The sequence below is a fragment of the Herbiconiux daphne genome, assembly GCF_024979295.1.
In the GTDB taxonomy this organism is placed as follows: domain Bacteria; phylum Actinomycetota; class Actinomycetes; order Actinomycetales; family Microbacteriaceae; genus Herbiconiux; species Herbiconiux daphnes.
In genome coordinates this window covers 133403-150451 of record NZ_JANLCJ010000005.1, presented here as the reverse complement: position 1 = coordinate 150451, position 17049 = coordinate 133403, and the positions used below count along the sequence as shown (strand labels likewise).

General features: G+C 70.6%; 14 protein-coding genes. 8 read left to right on the top strand and 6 right to left on the bottom strand.

Annotated features, from left to right (window positions below; translation table 11 throughout):
* Positions 1-4 precede the first annotated feature (4 nt).
* Positions 5-1492 carry an adenosylhomocysteinase gene (ahcY, locus tag N1032_RS14370; protein ID WP_259539838.1) on the bottom strand — a complete coding sequence of 496 codons (1488 nt, stop codon included), beginning with the start codon at positions 1490-1492 and terminating at the stop codon, positions 5-7.
* 95 nt (positions 1493-1587) lie between these two features.
* On the opposite strand from ahcY, the gene N1032_RS14365 reads away from it, so the two are divergent.
* The 3 genes from N1032_RS14365 to N1032_RS14355 are packed head-to-tail and all read left to right on the top strand — an operon-like array spanning position 1588 to position 3643.
* Positions 1588-2217, top strand: a complete 630-nt coding sequence (locus N1032_RS14365) for a MerR family transcriptional regulator (RefSeq protein WP_259539837.1) — start codon at positions 1588-1590, stop codon at positions 2215-2217.
* Positions 2214-3305, top strand: coding sequence for a hypothetical protein (locus tag N1032_RS14360; RefSeq protein WP_259539836.1), 1092 nt, complete (start codon positions 2214-2216; stop codon positions 3303-3305). The genes N1032_RS14365 and N1032_RS14360 overlap by 4 nt, the downstream gene beginning before the upstream one ends.
* Positions 3302-3643: a DUF2834 domain-containing protein gene (locus tag N1032_RS14355; RefSeq protein WP_259539835.1), complete on the top strand. Its 342-nt coding sequence runs from the start codon at positions 3302-3304 to the stop codon at positions 3641-3643. Before N1032_RS14360 ends, N1032_RS14355 begins: the two co-directional genes overlap by 4 nt.
* Here the strand turns inward: N1032_RS14355 and N1032_RS14350 are convergent.
* Positions 3631-3834, bottom strand: a complete 204-nt coding sequence (locus N1032_RS14350) for a DUF3499 domain-containing protein (RefSeq protein WP_259539834.1) — start codon at positions 3832-3834, stop codon at positions 3631-3633. The two genes, N1032_RS14355 and N1032_RS14350, sit on opposite strands and share 13 nt — an antisense overlap.
* A 136-nt stretch (positions 3835-3970) precedes the next feature.
* Between N1032_RS14350 and N1032_RS14345 the strand changes: the two genes are divergently transcribed.
* Positions 3971-4411: a metallopeptidase family protein gene (locus tag N1032_RS14345; protein WP_259539832.1), complete on the top strand. Its 441-nt coding sequence runs from the start codon at positions 3971-3973 to the stop codon at positions 4409-4411.
* A 78-nt stretch (positions 4412-4489) separates the two neighbouring features.
* On the opposite strand, the gene N1032_RS14340 is transcribed toward N1032_RS14345, so the two are convergent.
* The 3 genes from N1032_RS14340 to N1032_RS14330 all read right to left on the bottom strand — a co-directional run bounded on the left by N1032_RS14340 (position 4490) and on the right by N1032_RS14330 (position 10446).
* Entirely contained in the window at positions 4490-5926 is a 1437-nt protein-coding gene (locus N1032_RS14340) for a DUF5719 family protein (RefSeq protein WP_259539830.1), read from the bottom strand.
* Positions 5916-9842, bottom strand: a complete 3927-nt coding sequence (locus tag N1032_RS14335) for a glycosyltransferase (protein WP_259539829.1) — start codon at positions 9840-9842, stop codon at positions 5916-5918. The genes N1032_RS14340 and N1032_RS14335 overlap by 11 nt, the downstream gene beginning before the upstream one ends.
* Positions 9843-10125: 283 nt before the next feature.
* Positions 10126-10446, bottom strand: a complete 321-nt coding sequence (locus N1032_RS14330; RefSeq protein ID WP_259539828.1) for a WhiB family transcriptional regulator — start codon at positions 10444-10446, stop codon at positions 10126-10128.
* Between the two features lie 185 nt (positions 10447-10631).
* Here N1032_RS14330 and N1032_RS14325 point away from each other — a divergent pair, with 185 nt between their 5' ends.
* On the top strand, positions 10632-11588 hold the full coding sequence (locus tag N1032_RS14325) for a GlxA family transcriptional regulator (RefSeq protein ID WP_259539827.1): 957 nt from the start codon (positions 10632-10634) through the stop codon (positions 11586-11588).
* 11 nt (positions 11589-11599) lie between these two features.
* Here N1032_RS14325 and manA read toward each other — a convergent pair whose 3' ends face one another.
* Positions 11600-12907: a mannose-6-phosphate isomerase, class I gene (gene manA, locus N1032_RS14320; RefSeq protein WP_259539826.1), complete on the bottom strand. Its 1308-nt coding sequence runs from the start codon at positions 12905-12907 to the stop codon at positions 11600-11602.
* Positions 12908-13080: 173 nt separating this feature from the next.
* Here manA and N1032_RS14315 point away from each other — a divergent pair, with 173 nt between their 5' ends.
* Genes N1032_RS14315 through N1032_RS14305 form a run of 3 tightly spaced genes read left to right on the top strand, consistent with a single transcriptional unit; the run spans position 13081 to position 17042 of the window.
* Entirely contained in the window at positions 13081-14259 is a 1179-nt protein-coding gene (locus N1032_RS14315; RefSeq protein ID WP_259539825.1) for an acyl-CoA dehydrogenase family protein, read from the top strand.
* Between the two features lie 51 nt (positions 14260-14310).
* Positions 14311-15729, top strand: a complete 1419-nt coding sequence (locus tag N1032_RS14310) for an O-antigen ligase family protein (protein WP_259539823.1) — start codon at positions 14311-14313, stop codon at positions 15727-15729.
* Positions 15726-17042, top strand: a complete 1317-nt coding sequence (locus N1032_RS14305; RefSeq protein WP_259539822.1) for an O-antigen ligase family protein — start codon at positions 15726-15728, stop codon at positions 17040-17042. The genes N1032_RS14310 and N1032_RS14305 overlap by 4 nt, the downstream gene beginning before the upstream one ends.
* Positions 17043-17049 lie beyond the last annotated feature (7 nt).

The following is a 17049-nucleotide window of genomic DNA, read 5'->3' as shown; positions in this document are numbered from 1 at the left end:
CGCCTCAGTAGCGGTAGTGGTCGACCTTGTAAGGACCATCGACGCTCACACCGATGTAGGCCGCCTGGTCGGGGCGCAGCGTGGTGAGCTCGACCCCCAGGGCGTCGAGGTGCAGGCGCGCCACCTTCTCGTCGAGGTGCTTCGGCAGCACGTAGACACCCACCGGGTATTTCTCGGGCGTGGCGTAGAGCTCGATCTGGGCGAGCACCTGGTTGGTGAACGAGTTGCTCATCACGAACGACGGATGCCCCGTGGCGTTGCCGAGGTTCATCAGGCGCCCCTCGGAGAGCACGAGCACGCTGCGGCCGTTCGGCAGCCGCCACTCGTGCACCTGCGGCTTGATCTCGACCTTCTCGGCGCCCTCGAGCTTCGCCAGGCCGGCCATGTCGATCTCGTTGTCGAAGTGCCCCACGTTGGCGATGATCGCCAGGTGCTTCATGGCGAGGATGTCGTCGACGCCGATGACGTTCACGTTTCCGGTGCCGGTGACCCAGATGTCGACCTCGCCGACGACCGAGTCGATGCGGGCGACCTGGAAGCCGTCCATCGCCGCCTGCAGCGCGCAGATCGGGTCGACCTCGGCCACGATCACGCGTGCGCCCTGCCCCCGCAAAGCCTCGGCGGCGCCCTTGCCCACGTCGCCGTAGCCCACGACGAACGCGACCTTGCCGCCCATCAGCACGTCGGTGGCGCGGTTGAGGCCGTCGGGCAGTGAGTGGCGGATGCCGTACTTGTTGTCGAACTTCGACTTCGTGACCGAGTCGTTCACGTTGATGGCGGGGAAGATCAGCTCTCCCTGCGCCGCCAGCTCGTAGAGCCGGTGCACGCCGGTGGTGGTCTCCTCCGAAACGCCCTTGATGTCCTGCGAGATGCGGGTCCAGCGCGTGGGGTCGTTGATGAGCGAGTCGCGCAGGGTGTCGAGCACGATCGCGAACTCCTCGCTGTCGGCGGCCGACGCATCCGGAACCCGGCCCTCGGCCTCGAACTCGACGCCCTTGTGCACGAGCATCGTGGCGTCGCCGCCGTCGTCGAGGATCATGTTCGGCCCGATGAACGACGCACCGGATGCCGCGGCCTCGGTCGACCAGTCGAACGCACGGTCGGTGCACCACCAGTACTCCTCGAGCGTCTCGCCCTTCCAGGCGAACACCGGCACGCCGGCCGGGGCCTCCACGGTTCCCGTGGGGCCGACGACGACCGCGGCCGCCGCCTCGTCTTGCGTGGAGAAGATGTTGCAGCTCACCCAGCGCACCTGCGCCCCGAGTGCGACGAGCGTCTCGATCAGCACCGCGGTCTGCACCGTCATGTGCAGCGAGCCCATGATGCGTGCGCCGGCGAGCGGCTGGGTGGGGCCGAACTCCTCGCGCAGAGCCATCAGCCCGGGCATCTCGTTCTCGGCGAGGCGGATCTGGTGCCGGCCGGCTTCGGCCAGGCCGAGGTTCGCGACGCGATAAGGAACGGACGTGGCGGTGGTGGAGGAAACGGTGGTCATGGCCCCATTCTCGCAGAGACTCGCTGGGAACCGGCTCGTTCACCGATGCGAAATATCACTGGTAGTGCGACTATCGATAGTGTTACTATCGGTGCGTGCTGATCTCCGAACTCACCCGCCTCTCGGGCACCCCCGCCCCGACGATCAAGTACTACGTGCGTGAGCGCCTGCTGCCCGCGGGCGAGCGCACGGGGGGCAACCGCACCGAATACGGCGACGAGCACGTGCACCGCCTGCGACTCATCCGCGCTCTGCTCGAGGTGGGCAAGCTCTCGATCGGCTCGGCCGGCGCCGTGCTGGCCGCCCTCGACCGGCCCGACCAGCCCATCGCCGAGACCTTCGAGGTCGCGCAGCGCGCACTCGCCCGCGACGCGGTGACGGATGTCGCGGAGCCCTCCCCCGAGGGCCTCGCCCGCGTCGACGCGCTGATCGAACGCGCCGGCTGGTCTGAGTGGTGCCACGGCAACGTCGGCGCCGGCATCGCCGCCCAGGCCATCGATGCCTTCGCGAGCGCCGGGCACCCGCTGCCCGATCACTACCTCGACGCGTATGCGGCCGCCGCCGAGCAGGTCGCCCGCGCCGATGTGGGCGAAGTCGCCGGCATCCGTGACCCCGCCGACCGCACCGAACTGATGGTGGTCGGCACAGTGCTCGGCGACACGCTCTCGGTGGGCTTGCGGCGCATCGCCCAGGCGCACATCACCGCGGAAAGGAATCTCTCATGACGTCGATCTTCGCCTGGCACCGCCCGTTGATGACGGTGGCGGCGCTCATGGTCGTGTGCATCGTGGTGTGCACCATCGGCCTGCTCGTCGACCACCGGCAGGTGACCGGGGTCGACGCCTGGCTGAAGCCGCTCAAGTTCTCGATCTCGATCCTCGTCTACTCGGTGACCTGGGCCTGGCTGATCGCGCACCTGCCCCGCCGCCGGCGGGTCGCGCACGTGGCGGGCACGGTGATCGCCGTCGCCCTCATCGTGGAGCAGGTGGCGATCGTGCTGGCCGCGGCGCTCGGCACGTCGAGCCACTTCAACGTGTCGACGGGTTTCGCCACCACCATCTGGGGCGTGATGGCGACGTCGATCACGGTGCTCTACGTGTGCACGTTCGTGACCACGGCGGCGGTGTTCTTCTTGCGGCTGCCGACGCCATCGCTCACCCTCGCGGTGCGGGCCGGAGCGGTGATCGCGCTGGTGGGCATGGGGCTCGCGTTTCTCATGACCTCGCCGACGTCGTCGCAGCTCGCCGACTTCGAGGGGGTCGCCGGGGCGCACACCGTCGGACTGGACGACGGGGGCCCCGGCCTGCCGCTGCTCGGCTGGAGCACCGTGGGCGGCGACTTGCGCATCCCGCACTTCATCGGCATGCACGCGTTGCAGGTGCTGCCGCTGTTCGCCATCGCCATCGGCGCGCTGGGCCGGCGGTGGAGGGCCGTGGCCTCGGATCGCACCCGCGTGCGACTGGTTGTCGTGGCGACCGCGGCGTATGGCGCGGTCGTGGTGCTGGTGACCCTGCAGGCTCTGGCCGGGCAGTCGATCGTGCGGCCGGGGGGTGGGTTCCTGGTGGCGGGGTGGGTGCTCGGAGCGGGCGTGGTGGTCGCCGGGGCGCTGGTGCTGCTGGCGGGGTGGCGGCGGCATCCGGATGTCGCGGCGGGTGCGGTGGGCGGCGCGACGGGCGCTGCGCGTGAGGCGGCTGCGGCGGCTGCAGTGGGCGCTGCGGGAGGCCCATCACAGTTCGCGGTCGGGGCCGTGGCGCCCGCGCCGGGCAGCACTCCCGTCGGGGCGGCACCGACGAGCACGGGGCGCCGGTCATGAGCCGGGGGTGGAGCCCGATGGCCGTCGTCTACCTGGTGCTGGCGGTGGCCGGACTGGTCGGAACCTGGTGGTTCAACATCGCGGCGATCGTGGAGCAGCGCGACTTCGTGGGCGAGTGGTTCGGCAGTGGGCCGTCGGTGAACTCGCTCGGGGTCGATCTGCTGATCGTGGCCGTGGCGGCGATCGCGTTCATGGTGACCGAGTCGCGCCGGCTCGGGCTGCGGGGCGTCGTGCTCTACGTCGTGCTCGTGCCTCTGGTGGCATTGGCGTTCGCGCTGCCGTTGTTCCTGTCGGCGCGCGAGCGGCACCTCGCGCGCGAGAGACGTCAGTCGACGTAGACGTGACGCATGATCTGCCAGCCCTGGGGTGCCGACAACCGGTCGGTGTGGCGGGCGCAGAGGTCGTAGCTGTGCGGTTCGGGCAGCGGGCTCAACGGACCGACGACGATCAATGAATCGGCGTAGTCGTAGGTGAGGGTCGTGGTGGCCTCACCGCGGCACGAGGGCCGCGAGCATTCCCTGTTCGTCATCGATCTCAGCCTAGGCGCGTTGGTGGCGTTCGGCCGGGTAGGCGGCCTCCGTGTCGCGGCGGCGGGGGCGGCATCCGCTCGCCTCTCGCGTCGGGCCGCGCCGCACGCGGTCGGCGGTCGGCCGTAGACTCGGAGCATGGCTCGTTCACGCAGGGCGCCGCGGGCGGCGACGATCCGGGCGCGCACCCGCAATCGCCACGGGCGCGACCTCCGCTCCTCGGTCGCCGGGCCGCATCTGCCGTTCCTGCGGTCGCGCATCGACCTCTTCGACATGACGGTCGCGTCGACGGCGGAATACCTGCGCAGCCTCTGGCCCAACGAGCTCGCGAACGTCACGTTCGAGGTGGCGACGATGCCGTTCGGGTCGTTCGGGTCGCCCGATCACGTCGACCGCTGGTCGGTCACGAAGAACCGGGTCATCATGTTCCGCCTGCCGATCGAGCGGATGTCGCGACTGCACCGCGACGACGAGGTGCACCGGCGTCTGGCCATCGAGTCGTGCGTCTTCCGCGCGGTGGCGGAGCTGCTCGGCAAAGACCCGTGGGATCTGGCCCCCGACCGGTTCCGTCACTTCTGAGCCCGATCGGCGGCCGTTCGATGTGGTTCGGCCGCGGCATCCGAGCTGCCGCGTCGCGCCTGCCACACCTGGTGCCGGCTACGGGTAGATGACCACCGGAGACGCCGCCGGGCTCGGATTCGCGATCGGGAACGACGACGAGAACCCGTCGCCGAAGTAGGTGACGGCCGCCGACAGCGGGGCCGACGTGGTCACCGTGTAGGAGACGCCCGCCTCGAGGGGCACGTAGCGGGCTCCGGGAACGATGGTGACGTTCGTCTGCACGCCGGAGGTCGTGGTGAGGGTGGTGTCGACATCCGCCCCCGTCGTGTTCACGAGGTGCAGGCGCGGGGTCGGTCCGTTGGCGGTGGCCACGAAGAAGGAGTTCGCGAGGGGCTCGACGGCCTGGTACCAGGCGAAGTCGTTGGCGCCGTTCACGATGGTGGAGGTGCGGGCGCCGACCACGATCGGCTGATCGGACTGGGTCTCGATGGTGTAGATGCCGTCGGGGATGTCCTGCAGCGGGAACTCGGTGACGATGCCGGGAGTGAGGCCCACCTGGTATTCGGTCTCGGCGCCGCCGGTCTTCTCCTCGGCGATGCGCACGGTGACGGCGGCGGGCTCGGTGCCGGGCAGGAACAGGCGCAGCACGCTCTGCAGGTCGGAGGCATCCGGGTTTCCGAGGCGCTCGGCGATGGCCGAGGTGCCCGAGATCTGCACGCCGGTGACCGTTTGAGTGGTCGCCGGAGCGGTGGAGGGGCCCGCCATCTCGACGCCGCCGGGCTCGAGACCGCGCACGACGCTCTGCTGCACGGCAGCATAGACCGAGCCGACGCCGGCGGTGACGTGGATGACCGGGTCGGCGAGGTCGGGCGCGAGGCCCGCGAGCGACAGGATGCGGGTGGAGCGCGCCGGCACGTCGAGGTTCTTGGCGCCGGGTGACTCGATCAGGCCGCCGTCGCCGTAGATGGTGAGGTCGACGACCGCGGGCACGTCGCCGGGGTTCGACAGCAGCACGAAGCTCGTGCGGCCGACGGTGGTGGCGCCGGCGACGAGCCAGCTGTCGGCGGTGGGCTCGCCGCACGAGGTCGAGGCGAAGCCGACGAGGTCACCGGATGCCACGGACTGCGACTGCGAGGCCGCGAACAACGCACCCGAGGTCGCGTCACCGGCCGGCAGCGCGACGCGCGCGGGGGCGTTGGACTCGCTGGCCACGGTGTCGTCGGGCGAGGCGAGCACGCTCTGATCGAGCACGACGGCGGCTTGGTCGGCCGCGGCGACGACCGAGGCGGAGCCGACGCTCGAGATGGCGGTGGCGTCTTGGCCGGTGTCGTCGGAGAGGCGCACGAGTGGTCCGGTGCAGGCGCGCACCTCTTCGGCCGCAGCGGGATCGACGGTCACCGAGGCCGGCGTGGCCGTGATCGACGGCAGGGGCACCACGAGCGCGGCGCCCGCGACCACGACCGCGACGGCGCCGACCACGATGCCGGTCACGACGCGGGCGCCGGTGGCGACGATTCTGCGATTAGCGGCCATCGGTGCGGCCCTCCTCGGTGCGGTCGATTGCGTCGCGCACGCTCAACACGGTCTCGTCGTTGGGGTCGTAGTCATCGGCGTCGGGGGCGGCGGTAGTTGTGGTTGGCCCGGTGGATTCCGGTGCTTCGGTTGCGGGGATCTCGGTCTCGGTGAGCGGATCCACGCCGGGCGACTCGAGGCCCGCGGTGTCGCCGAAGGGAGCGGCCGCTTCGGCGGGCGGCAAGACGTCGCCGCCAACGGGAGTCGACCCGTTGGGCGCGGCCGTGGCGTCTGCCGGTGCCGGAGCCGGAGCCGGTGCCGGTGCCGGTGCCGGTGCCGGTGGCACGATCTCGGTCTCGGTGAACGGGTCGACGCCGGCCGGTTCGGTCGATGCATCGGCAACGATGGGAGTCTCGGGGGCCGGCTTGCCTCCGCCGGCCGGGCTGGTGGGGGCCTGGACGGGCGCTGAGTCGGCAGGGGCCTGGATCGGCGCTGAGTCGGTGGGGGCCTGAACCGGCGCCGAGTCCGCAGGTGCCTGAACCGGGTCCGAGACCGCATGGGCCTGGACGGGCGACGAGTCGGCGGGTGCCTGAACCTGCGCTGAGTCGGCGGGTGCCTGAACCGGCGCCGAGTCGGCGGATGCCGGAATCGGCGCCGAGTCGGTGGGGGCATCCGCAGGCCCGCCGGTGTCTCGGGCAGCCGCCGGAGCGGAGAGCGTGGCGGCGTGGTCGTCCGCGGCGGAGGTGGTGACGCTGTCGGTGGTGGTGGAGGCCGTGGCTGCGTCGGTCGCGGGTGCGTCGGAATCGCGGTCGCGGTCGAGCACACCGGCTGCCACGGCGCCTGCCATCAGACCCGCGCCTGTGGTGACACCGGCACCTGCCCCGGCGGTCCCCGCCGAGCTCATGGCCGAGGTCGTGCCGACTGCGCGAGAACCGGCGCCCGCACCGACCGACTCGGGCTCGGCGTTCACGACGACCGCGGTGTCGACGACGTCGGGCTCTTCGACCACCTCGAGCGCCTCGGGCTCTTCGCCCACGGCGACGTCGTCGTCGAACTCCGAGTGCTTCTCTTCGGCGATCTCCTCTTCGACCGAGTCGGCCGCACCGACGTGGGCCGTGGTGCTGACGGCGCGGTTGCCCTGCACCTGGAGGCGGCCGGCGGGCAGCGCGAGCAGCAACGCCACACCGAACACGAAGCCCTGGATGACGAGCACGAGCACGCCCAGCGGAGTGCCGGTGTTCGTGGGAACCGGCTCGGGAAGCGTGGCCAGACTGCCGTCGGACGACACCTGCCAGAGGTCACCGGCGAAGGTGCTGCCGATGAAGGTGAGCTGGGGATTGCTGTTCAGCGCGTTGGCCGCCCGCGCCGAGATGCCGTCGGCGGCGATGCCGGTCTGGGCCGGCGAGACGGGCTCGAGCAGCACGAACTCGACACCCAGCGCGGTGAGGCGGGTGGCGACATCCGCCCCGCTGATCGACGACGCGTTGCCGACGATGGCGGCGAGTCCGGTGCGCTTCTCGTCGTCGACGGCCGAGAAGGCGGCGGTCGACGCGAGCGTGGACTGCTGGTTGAGGGTGGGGCCGGCGCCGTGCACGACGCTCGCGGCGAGGCCACCGCTCTGCTGCGGTTCGAGAACGGCGGTGCCGACGCGGGGCGTGTTCGACGCCTCGGCGGTGACGTAGGCCGGCAGGGCGCGCCCCGAACCCGGCACGACCTCGGCCGTTCCGAGCAGCACACCGAGGCTGAGCGGCAGCGCGATCACGCCGATGGCGACGGTGGCCACGAGGGCGGGAGCTCCGGCGAAGCGGGGCAGGGCGCCGAGCCCGAGCACGGCGGCGCCGACGAGGCCCATCCAATAGAGCGAGAGGCCGGAGCCGGGCCAGATCGACACCGCCTGAGATCCGGATGTCGCGATCGCCAGTTGGGTGGCGGCGACGGCGGTGACGAACCCGAGAATGCCGACGATCACCGCGAAGACCGCCCGGTAGGAGCCCGGGAGGAAGAGGGAGGCCAGCGCCAGCAGCCCCAGCGGCACGGCGAGCAGCCCCACCACGAGCAGCACCACGCCCGAGTCGATGCCGAAGGTGGCGCCGACCGACTCCCAGCCGGCGATGCCGGTCTGCGGGAGTCCCATCAGCAGGTCGACGATCGGCAGGCTGGGACGCCACACCGGCAGACCGGGGTCGGCCAGGATGGCGAGCGGCGTGCCGCGCTGGAACTGGTTCCAGGCCAGCGGGCCGAACAGCACGAGCGCGGGAATCGGCAGGCCGATCAGGCGCGCCACGTTGCGGCGGCTCGCGACCGTGGCGATGAGCCAGATGACGATGAGGGCGGGCCACAGCGACGGTGCCGCGGCCAGCACGGCGGCGAAGAGGATGGATGCCATGGCCGACGCCGACCACGACTTCGGCGCCGAGAGGATGGCGAGGATCAGCCAGGGCAGCAGCAGGTGCGCAAGCACCGGCCCGATCATGCCGGAGTCGAGCGCCCCGAGGAACGGAGGCGCGAGCACCCAGAGCACGGCGGCGACGGTGCGCAGCAGCGGACGCCGGGTCAGGTGCGCCGCGCAGAACCACGCGGCCAAGGCGGCCAGCGGCAGGGCCACGAGGTAGAGGCACACGATCGCGAACGACGGCGACCAGAAGGTGATGGAGCCGAGCACGGCGAGCACGGCCGCGAACGGATCGGCCGCACCGACGAACCCGAGGCCGATGTCGCGGAATCCGGTGCCGATCTGGGCCCAGAGGCCGCCGACCGTGGTCTCGAGCGGCAGCGCTCCCCCGCCGGTGATGGCGGCCGCGCCGAACACGGGCAGGAAGACCACGAACCCGATGAGGGCGACCACGAGCACCGTGGCGACTCCGCCGCTCGCGACGAACTGGATGCGATCGCGTTCGCCGCGCAGATAGGTGAGTGCGATCTCGCGCTGCAGCGATCGGCGGCGGCGGATCTCGTCGCCCGGCATGCGCAGCGGGGCGATCGCCTTCCAGCCGACTTTTCGCGCGGCCTTGAGGCGGGATCTCGACTCGCCGATCTTCGATCCGAACGCCGTTTTGAAGGCGGCCGCGAACTCGCCGCCGATCGCGCCGGGCTGCTTGCGAACGAGCTGGAACAACGAGCGGGCCACCGCGAGCGGCACGAGCGAGAGCCAGTGGAACACCACGGCGAACGGAGGTGCGTAGACGAGGCGGCGATGGAGTTGCGCGGCACGGCGGGCGGTCTGCCGACGGCGTCGTGCAGAGCCCTTGATCGAGCGGCCCGGGCCCGAGAACCCGTCGCCGTCGGTGGCGACCCGCGCGGCGGGCACGGCGAGCACGCGGTGACCGGCGAGGCGCACGCGGATGGAGAAGTCGAGGGCGTTGTCGGCCGTCGGCAGGGCCGGGTCGAACCCGCCCACCTCGTTCCAGACGGTGTGGCGCACCAGCAGGCCGGCCGCGCCCATGGCGAGCACGTCGCTCAGGCGGTCGTGCTGGGCCTGGTCGAGCTCGGTCTCGACGAGCGGAACGCTCGCGCCGAGGCGGGTGATGGTCTCGCCGAACTCGCTGATGTAGTCGGGGTCGTTCCACTCCATCTGCTTGGGCCCGGCGGCGGCGACCGAGGGGTTGACCTCGACGGCGGCGAGCAGAGCGGCCAGGGCGTCGGGCTCGGGAGCCGTGTCGTGCGCGAGCAGCCAGAGCCACTCGTTCTCGGAGGCCGGCGGGGGTGCGACGCCGAGAGCGTGGGTGACGGCGGTGCCGAAGCTCAGGCGGCTCGAGGCGGAGATGTAGCCGGTGGGCTTCGCGGCGGCGAGCAGCGGGCCCGTGCCGTCGGTCGACGCGCAGTCGACCACGACGACGGCGTCGGGCGCTCGAGTCTGCGCCGCGAGAGCTTCAAGGGTTCGCGGAAGGTGTTCGGCTCCGTTCGAGGAGACGAGGACGGCAGTGACTCGGGCGTGCATCGCAACGACTCTAAGCGGCGCCCCCACCATTCCCGGGCGACCTCCCCGGCGTGCCGAGGTTCTTATGAATCCCGTGTGAACGCCCGAGCGAGCGCCCTATCGCCCTCCTAGACGAACCCACGCGTCCCAACGAAACGCACCATTACAAACCCGCCGGGCTCGGAAGAACGCGGCGACCAGCGCGCCGCGTTCTTCGAAGAGAGCGGCCGAACCGGTGGCGCGATCAAACACCCCGCAAGGCACGCCGCAGCGGCGGCGGCGTGCAAGACGAACTCAGACCAGCTCAGCCCGCGCGCTTACGCAGCTTCCTGCGCTCGCGCTCGCTCAGCCCGCCCCAGATGCCGAACCGCTCGTCGTTGGCGAGGGCGTAGTCGAGGCACTGGGCCTTCACCTCGCACGACGTGCAGATGCGCTTGGCGTCGCGGGTCGAGCCGCCCTTCTCCGGGAAGAAGGCTTCGGGGTCGGTCTGCGCACACAGCGAGTCGGCCTGCCACGCGAGCGGGTTCTCCTCGACCTCGGGCTGACGAACTCCTGGCACTCCCAGATTGACGGGATCGACGAACCAGTCGTCCGGAACGCCCGAGCGATACTCTGACATTGCCATATCACGCTCCACCCTCTGAACTAGTCTGCGACCTGCCGAAATCCCCGTTCCCTAATTACACCGTTGTAGTTCGCTCGCGTCAAGTCGCAGATCGTAAACCCTCAAGCCCTCGTCGAGAGTTGCGACACGGTAGCCATTCGCCCCCCGGCTGGACATTCTTGAGTGCCCGTCGATATCCTGCCAGCATGTTGCGAAAAGTCGTGCTCCTGGCCATTCCCGGCGTCGCGCCGTTCGAGTTCGGCGTCGTCTGCGAGGCGTTCGGCATCGACCGCACGAGCCACGGCGGCCCCGTGTTCGACTTCACCATCGCCACGGCGCATCCCGGCTCCGTGCCGACCAGCATGGGCTACGACATGGTCATCGCCGACGGGCTCGACGTGGCGGCCGACGCCGATCTCATCGCCGTTCCCGCGCACGTCATCGACGACGACGTCGACCCCGCCGTCATCGCCGTGATCCGCGACGCCGTCGCACGCGGCGCCTGGGTGCTGAGCGTCTGCAGCGGCGCCTTCACGCTCGCCAAGGCCGGAGTGCTCGCGGGCCGCTCCGCGACCACCCACTGGATGCACGCCGACCGCCTCGCCGCCGACTTCCCCGACATCTCGGTCGACCCCGACGTGCTGTTCGTCGAAGACGGGCGCATCATCACGAGCGCCGGCACGGCCGCCGGCATCGACGCCTGCCTGCACCTCATCCGCAACGAGCTCGGAGCCTCGGCGGCGAACGTCGTCGCCCGCCGCATGGTGGTGCCGCCGCAGCGCGCGGGAGGGCAGTCCCAGTACATCGCGAACCCGATCCCGGTCAGCCAGAGCGACTCCTTCGCCGCCGTGACCGAGTGGATGCTCGAGAACCTCGACCAGGAGCTCACCATCGACGAGCTCGCCCGCCGCGCCCTGATGTCGCCGCGCACCTTCGCGCGCCGGTTCAAGGCCGACCTCGGGGCGACTCCCGGAGCCTGGCTCAACCGTCAGCGCCTGCTGCGGTCGCAGCAGCTGCTCGAGGAGAGCAGCCTGGGCCTCGACACGGTGGCGGCCGAGAGCGGCTTCGGCACGGCGTCGGTGATGCGCCACCACTTCGCCAAGACCCTCAACACCACGCCGGCGGCCTACCGGCGCGCCTTCTCGGTGCGCGCCACGGCGTGACCGGATGCCGCCTACGGCAGCTCGTTGGCGGGCGCTCCCGGTGCCGCCACGAACACGGTGCCGTCGCCCGCGAACACGAGTTCACCCTCATCCGGGGTCACGAACACCGACTCGCCACGGGCGATCGTGACCGACCCCGAGGCCCCCGCGATCGACACCGACCCGCCGATGCAGATCGCGATCGCCGGCCCCTGCGGCGCGAACGCCACGGTGGGCGCCACCGACGGCACGCCGCTCTCGAGCGGGAGCACCTCGGCGTCGCCCACGTCGATGCGCGCGAGCTCGAAGTCGGGCACGTCGGGCGCGAACAGCTGCAGCCCGTCGACCTGGCGCTCGGGCCGCAGGTAGGGCACCGGCAGCGGGTCGAAGTCGAGCACCTCGAGCAGCTCGGCGACGTCGACGTGCTTCGGCGTGAGCCCGCCGCGCAGCACGTTGTCCGACGCCGACATCAGCTCGACGCCGAGGCCGCGCAGGTAGGCGTGGATGTTGCCGGCCGGCAGGTAGAGCGCCTCGCCCGCCGAAAGGGTCACCCGATTGAGCAGCAGCGAGATGATGATGCCGGGGTCGCCCGGGTACTGCTCGTTCAGCAGCACCACCGTCTCGAGCGACTTCGTGTAGGGGTCGGTGAGGTGCGCGTGCGCGGGGTGCAGCGCCTTCTCGGTCGTGCGCACGAGATGGCCCACGAGCGCGTCGACCTCGGGGCCGCCCTCGAGCAGCCACGACACCACCGAACGCAGCACCTCGCCGTCGGGCTCCCCCACCGTCTCGGAGTCTTCGAGCAGGTGCACGATCGGCCCGTAGAGCTCCCACCGCGGCGCGACCTGCGAGCCGTCGAGCATCACCAGCAGGTCGACGATCTCGCGCACCTCGGCCAGCGGCCGGAATCCGCAGAGCGCCTCGTAGGTCGGGCTGAGCGCCACGATGATCTCGGGCTTGTGCAGTGCGTCGCGGTAGTTGCGCTCGGGGGCGTCGATCGGGATGCCGGCCGCGTTCTCGCGGGCGAACCCCTCGCGGGCACGCTCGAGCGTCGGATGCGCCTGCAACGACAACGGATGCGCCGCGGCCAGGATCTTGAGCAGGAACGACAGCGACCCCTTCTCACCCACGGCCGTGGCAGGGTCGCTCGCGATCCACGCGGCGAGGTCGGTCGCGCCGCCGGTGCGGGCCGGATCGAGGATGCGGCTCGGGCTGCCCGGGTGCGCCCCGAGCCAGAGCTCGGCCTGGGGCTCGCCGGTCTCGGGCGTGCCGAGCAGCCGGGGAATCGCACTCGTCGACCCCCAGGCGTAGTCGCGCGGCGTATTGGCAATCGATACGAACATGGTCCCAATCTCGCTTTCACGGCAGCGGCGGCGCTGCGGTTATCCCCGACCTACAATCCGCGGGTCGCGCGGGTTCCGGCCGGTTAGACCAAACTACCAACCGACCGGCGACCGGCCGACACACCCGGTTAGGCTCTGCAGGCCGAAAACAGCACACACGCAACGGAGCACACATGACCTTCGAGCCACTCGCCAGCGACTTCTACGGCTACGAGAACCTTCTCGCCGACCACGAGAAAGAGGCGCTGGCCACGTTGCGCAGCTACCTCGAGACCGAGGTCAAGCCCGTGGTCAACGAGCACTGGGAGGCGGCTACGACACCGCCCGGAATCTTCAAGGGCCTCGCCGACTCGGGCGTGTTCAGCTTCGCGTGGGACGAGACGAAGCCGTTTGAGAACTCGGCGGTGTTCCGCGGATTCGTGGCGCTCGAACTGGCGCGGGTGGATGCATCCGTCGCCACCCTCGTGGGCGTTCAGAACGGTCTCGCCATGGGGTCGATCAGCGTCACCGGTTCGCCCGACCAGCGCGCGGAGTGGCTGCCGAAGATGGCCAGCGGCGAGGTCGTCGGCGCGTTCGGCCTCACCGAGCCGCTCTCGGGTTCCGACTCGGCACAGGGCCTGCGCACGACGGCAACGCGCGAGGGCGACGAGTGGGTGCTCAACGGGTCGAAGCGCTGGATCGGCAACGCGACCTTCAGCGACATCACCGTCATCTGGGCGAAGGACACCGCCGACGGCCAGGTGAAGGGCTTCATCGTGCCCACGAGCACGCCGGGCTACACCGCCTCGAAGATCGAGGGCAAGCAGAGCTTGCGGATCGTGCAGAACGCCGACATCACCCTCGAGAACGTGCGTGTGCCCGAGAGCCTGCGTCTGCAGCAGGCGAACTCGTTCCGCGACACCGCGAAGGTGCTGCGCCTCACCCGGGCCGAGGTGGCGTGGGCGGCGGTCGGCAACTCCGTCGGCGCCTATGACGCCGCGCTGCACTACACGAAGGAGCGCATCCAGTTCGGCAAGCCGATCGCGAGCCACCAGTTGATCCAGGACCTGCTGGTGAAGTCGATCGGCAACATCACCGCTAGCCTCGGCATGGTGGTGCGCGTGTCGCAGATGCTCGACGACGAAACCCAGCGCGACGAGCACTCCGCCCTCGCCAAGGCGTATTCCACCGCCCGCATGCGCGAGACCGTGGCGTGGTGCCGCGAGGCCCTCGGCGGCAACGGCATCGTTCTCGAATACGACGTGGCGCGGCACTTCGCCGACGCCGAGGCGCTCTACTCCTATGAGGGCACGCGCGAGATGAACACCCTGATCGTCGGGCGCGCCCTCACCGGCCTCGCCGCCTTCGTGTGACGCGGCCCGGCCGGCGCGCACGGTCGAAACGGAGTAAGTAGGCTTCTGCATATGCGATACCCGACCGACGCCGCCGCCCGGTCGCTCTCCGTGCTCGTCGTGTTCACCCTGTTCGCGGGCGACTTCTGGCGCGACCTGATCAGCTGGTGGGGCTATCTCGCCCTCGTGGGCGCTCTCACGGTGCTGCTCGCCGTCGTGATGACCAGGCGCAAGCTGTGGTCGAGACTGCCGCTGCGCCGGATGCCGCGAACCCTGGTGCTCTTCGGAGTGCTCGCCGTCGTCTCGCTCGCCTGGTCGTTCTATCCCGGGGCGACCGTGCTGGGCCTCGTGGCGCAGGCCGCCACCACGCTCGCCGCCCTCTTCATCTGCGTCTCGCTCAGCTGGCCGCAGCTGCTGGCGGCCCTGTCGACCGCGTTCGCGTGGATCCTCGGGCTGTCACTCGTGTTCGAACTCGTCATCGCCGTCTTCGTGCGCCAGCCGGTGCTGCCGTTCTTCACCGACTACGGCGACACCGTCGTGCCGAAGGCCTTCTACTGGTCGCAAGGGCTGCTGTTCCAGGGCGGCCCCATCCAGGGCATCGTGGGCAACCGCAACATCCTGGCCTTCGTCGCGGTGCTGGCGCTCATCGTCTTCGGGGTGCAGCTCGCCCAGAAGCTGCGCCGGCCGCGGCCCACGATCGCGTGGATCGCCATCGCCGTCATCGTGCTCGCGCTCACGCGCTCGGCCACGGCGATCGGCGCACTCGTCGTGACCGCCCTCATGCTCGGTGTGCTGCTGCTCGCCCGCCGCGCGGGCCATGGCCGCCGGGTGTGGGTGCTCGCGGGAGTCGTGGTGGTCTCGGCCGGCGCCATCGTGGCGGTCAGCACCTTCTGGCAGCAGGTGCTCGGGCTCTTCGGCAAGTCCGAAGACCTCACCGGCCGGGTCGACATCTGGAACGCGGTCGCCGGGCTCGCCGCCCAGCGTCCGGCGTTCGGCTGGGGCTGGGTGAGCTATTGGGCGCCCTGGGTCGAGCCGTTCAACGACCTCGCGGTGCGCAGGGGCGTCGTCTACCTGCAGGCGCACGACGCATGGCTCGACGTGTGGTTCCAGCTCGGCTTCGTTGGTCTGGCCCTGTTCGTCTTCCTCGTGGTCGCCACCTGGTACCGCGCCTGGTGGTTCGCGGTCGACCGCCCGCTCGACTCGCTCGGGCTGCCCATCTCGCGGGTGCCGCTCACGCTAGCCCCCGCCCTGCTGCTCACCGCGATGATCGCCCAGAGCTTCGTCGAGAGCCGCATGCTGGTCGAGGGCGGCTGGCTGCTGCTCGTGGTGTTCGCGGTGAAGACCAAGCTCGATCAGTCGCTCGTGGCCATCGATCTCGGCAACGACCCCGAGGCCGTCAATCCGCGACCCTCACGCGCGGCGCTTGCCCTCGAGGCGCATCGGCCTGCCGTGGCCCCGCGGCTCGCCCGAAAGGCGTCCGCACGCCGATGACGGCGTCGCCGGATCGCCGCCACCACCCCGTCGCCACGGCCGTGGTGGAGTTCTTCGGCTCGACGCGGTTCACCCGCGCGCTCACGCTGACCATCATCGCCACGGCGTTCCTGTCGTTCCTCATCCGCTCGACCCTCGGCTGGCCGGGGCTCATCGGCGTCGTGTCGGCGCTCGTGCTCTTCGCAGCGATCTCGTTCATCGGCCGCTGGCGCGAGCTCGACTGGCACGGGCTGCTGCCGATCTCGCTGCTGGTGTTCCTGGCCTGGAGCGTCATCACCCTGCTCTGGAGCAAATACCTGCCGTCGACGCTGAACGGCCTCGCCTATCTGCTGGCATATGCCTTCCTGGGCATCTATGTGGCCGTGGTGCGCGATCTCATCCAGATCGTGCGCGCGATCGGCGACGTGCTGCGCGTGGTGCTCACGGCGTCGCTCGTGCTCGAGGTGGTGTCGGGCGTGCTGCTCGACGTGCCGATCAGGTTCCTCGGCATCACGGGATCGCTGGCCTCGGCGGGGCCGATCCAGGGTGTGCTCGGCACCCGCAACATGGTGGGCTTCGTCGGGCTGATCGCGATCGTCACGTTCGCCATCGAGCTCGCCACCCGGTCGATCCGGCGAGGAACGGGCATCTACAGCGTGGTGATCGCGGGGCTCGCGATCGTGCTCTCCGGATCGCCGGTCACGGTGGGGGTGACGATCGTGACCGCCGTCGCCGCCGTCATCCTGCTCGCCCTCCGCCGCGCGGCGCCCGAGACCCGGCGCGGCTGGCACTTCGTGCTGCTCGCGGTGTCGTTGCTCGCCCTGTTCAGCGCCTTCCTGCTGCGGGGGCGCATCCTCGAGATCCTCTCCACCCGACGCGAGTTCACTTACCGGCTCGAGATCTGGCGCGAGCTCTGGCGGCTGATCACCCTCAACCCGCTCGAGGGCTGGGGCTGGGCCGGCTACTGGCGACCGAACGTGTCGCCGTTCTTCGCCCTCGACGTGATCGGCAACCGCGCCCACACCTCCGCGCTCAACGCGTTCATCGACGTCTACTTCCAGACCGGGCTGATCGGGTTCGTCATCTTCGTGGGATTCGTGGGTCTCGCCTTCGGCCGGGCCTGGGTGCTGGCGGCGTCGAAGAAGAGCATCGTCTACCTCTGGCTGGCGCTGATCGTGGTGGTGCTCGTGGCCACGGCCATGGCCGAGAGCGCCATCGTGGTCGAATACGGCTGGCTGCTGCTCGTGATCTGCTCGGTCAAGGCCGCGCGCGACCTCAGTTGGCGCGGCCGCCTCCGCCGCGCCGACGACCCGCGCGCCGTGGGCAAGGACTGACGGCGTG

Excerpts from the sequence above, each read along its gene's own strand:
- ahcY (WP_259539838.1), bottom strand. The coding sequence starts at position 1,492 with ATGACCACCGTTTCCTCCACCACCGCCACGTCCGTTCCTTATCGCGTC.
- N1032_RS14360 (WP_259539836.1), top strand. The coding sequence starts at position 2,214 with ATGACGTCGATCTTCGCCTGGCACCGCCCGTTGATGACGGTGGCGGCG.
- N1032_RS14355 (WP_259539835.1), top strand. The coding sequence starts at position 3,302 with ATGAGCCGGGGGTGGAGCCCGATGGCCGTCGTCTACCTGGTGCTGGCG.
- N1032_RS14350 (WP_259539834.1), bottom strand. The coding sequence starts at position 3,834 with ATGACGAACAGGGAATGCTCGCGGCCCTCGTGCCGCGGTGAGGCCACC.
- N1032_RS14345 (WP_259539832.1), top strand. The coding sequence starts at position 3,971 with ATGGCTCGTTCACGCAGGGCGCCGCGGGCGGCGACGATCCGGGCGCGC.
- N1032_RS14340 (WP_259539830.1), bottom strand. The coding sequence starts at position 5,926 with ATGGCCGCTAATCGCAGAATCGTCGCCACCGGCGCCCGCGTCGTGACC.
- N1032_RS14335 (WP_259539829.1), bottom strand. The coding sequence starts at position 9,842 with ATGCACGCCCGAGTCACTGCCGTCCTCGTCTCCTCGAACGGAGCCGAA.
- N1032_RS14330 (WP_259539828.1), bottom strand. The coding sequence starts at position 10,446 with ATGGCAATGTCAGAGTATCGCTCGGGCGTTCCGGACGACTGGTTCGTC.
- N1032_RS14325 (WP_259539827.1), top strand. The coding sequence starts at position 10,632 with ATGTTGCGAAAAGTCGTGCTCCTGGCCATTCCCGGCGTCGCGCCGTTC.
- manA (WP_259539826.1), bottom strand. The coding sequence starts at position 12,907 with ATGTTCGTATCGATTGCCAATACGCCGCGCGACTACGCCTGGGGGTCG.
- N1032_RS14315 (WP_259539825.1), top strand. The coding sequence starts at position 13,081 with ATGACCTTCGAGCCACTCGCCAGCGACTTCTACGGCTACGAGAACCTT.
- N1032_RS14310 (WP_259539823.1), top strand. The coding sequence starts at position 14,311 with ATGCGATACCCGACCGACGCCGCCGCCCGGTCGCTCTCCGTGCTCGTC.
- N1032_RS14305 (WP_259539822.1), top strand. The coding sequence starts at position 15,726 with ATGACGGCGTCGCCGGATCGCCGCCACCACCCCGTCGCCACGGCCGTG.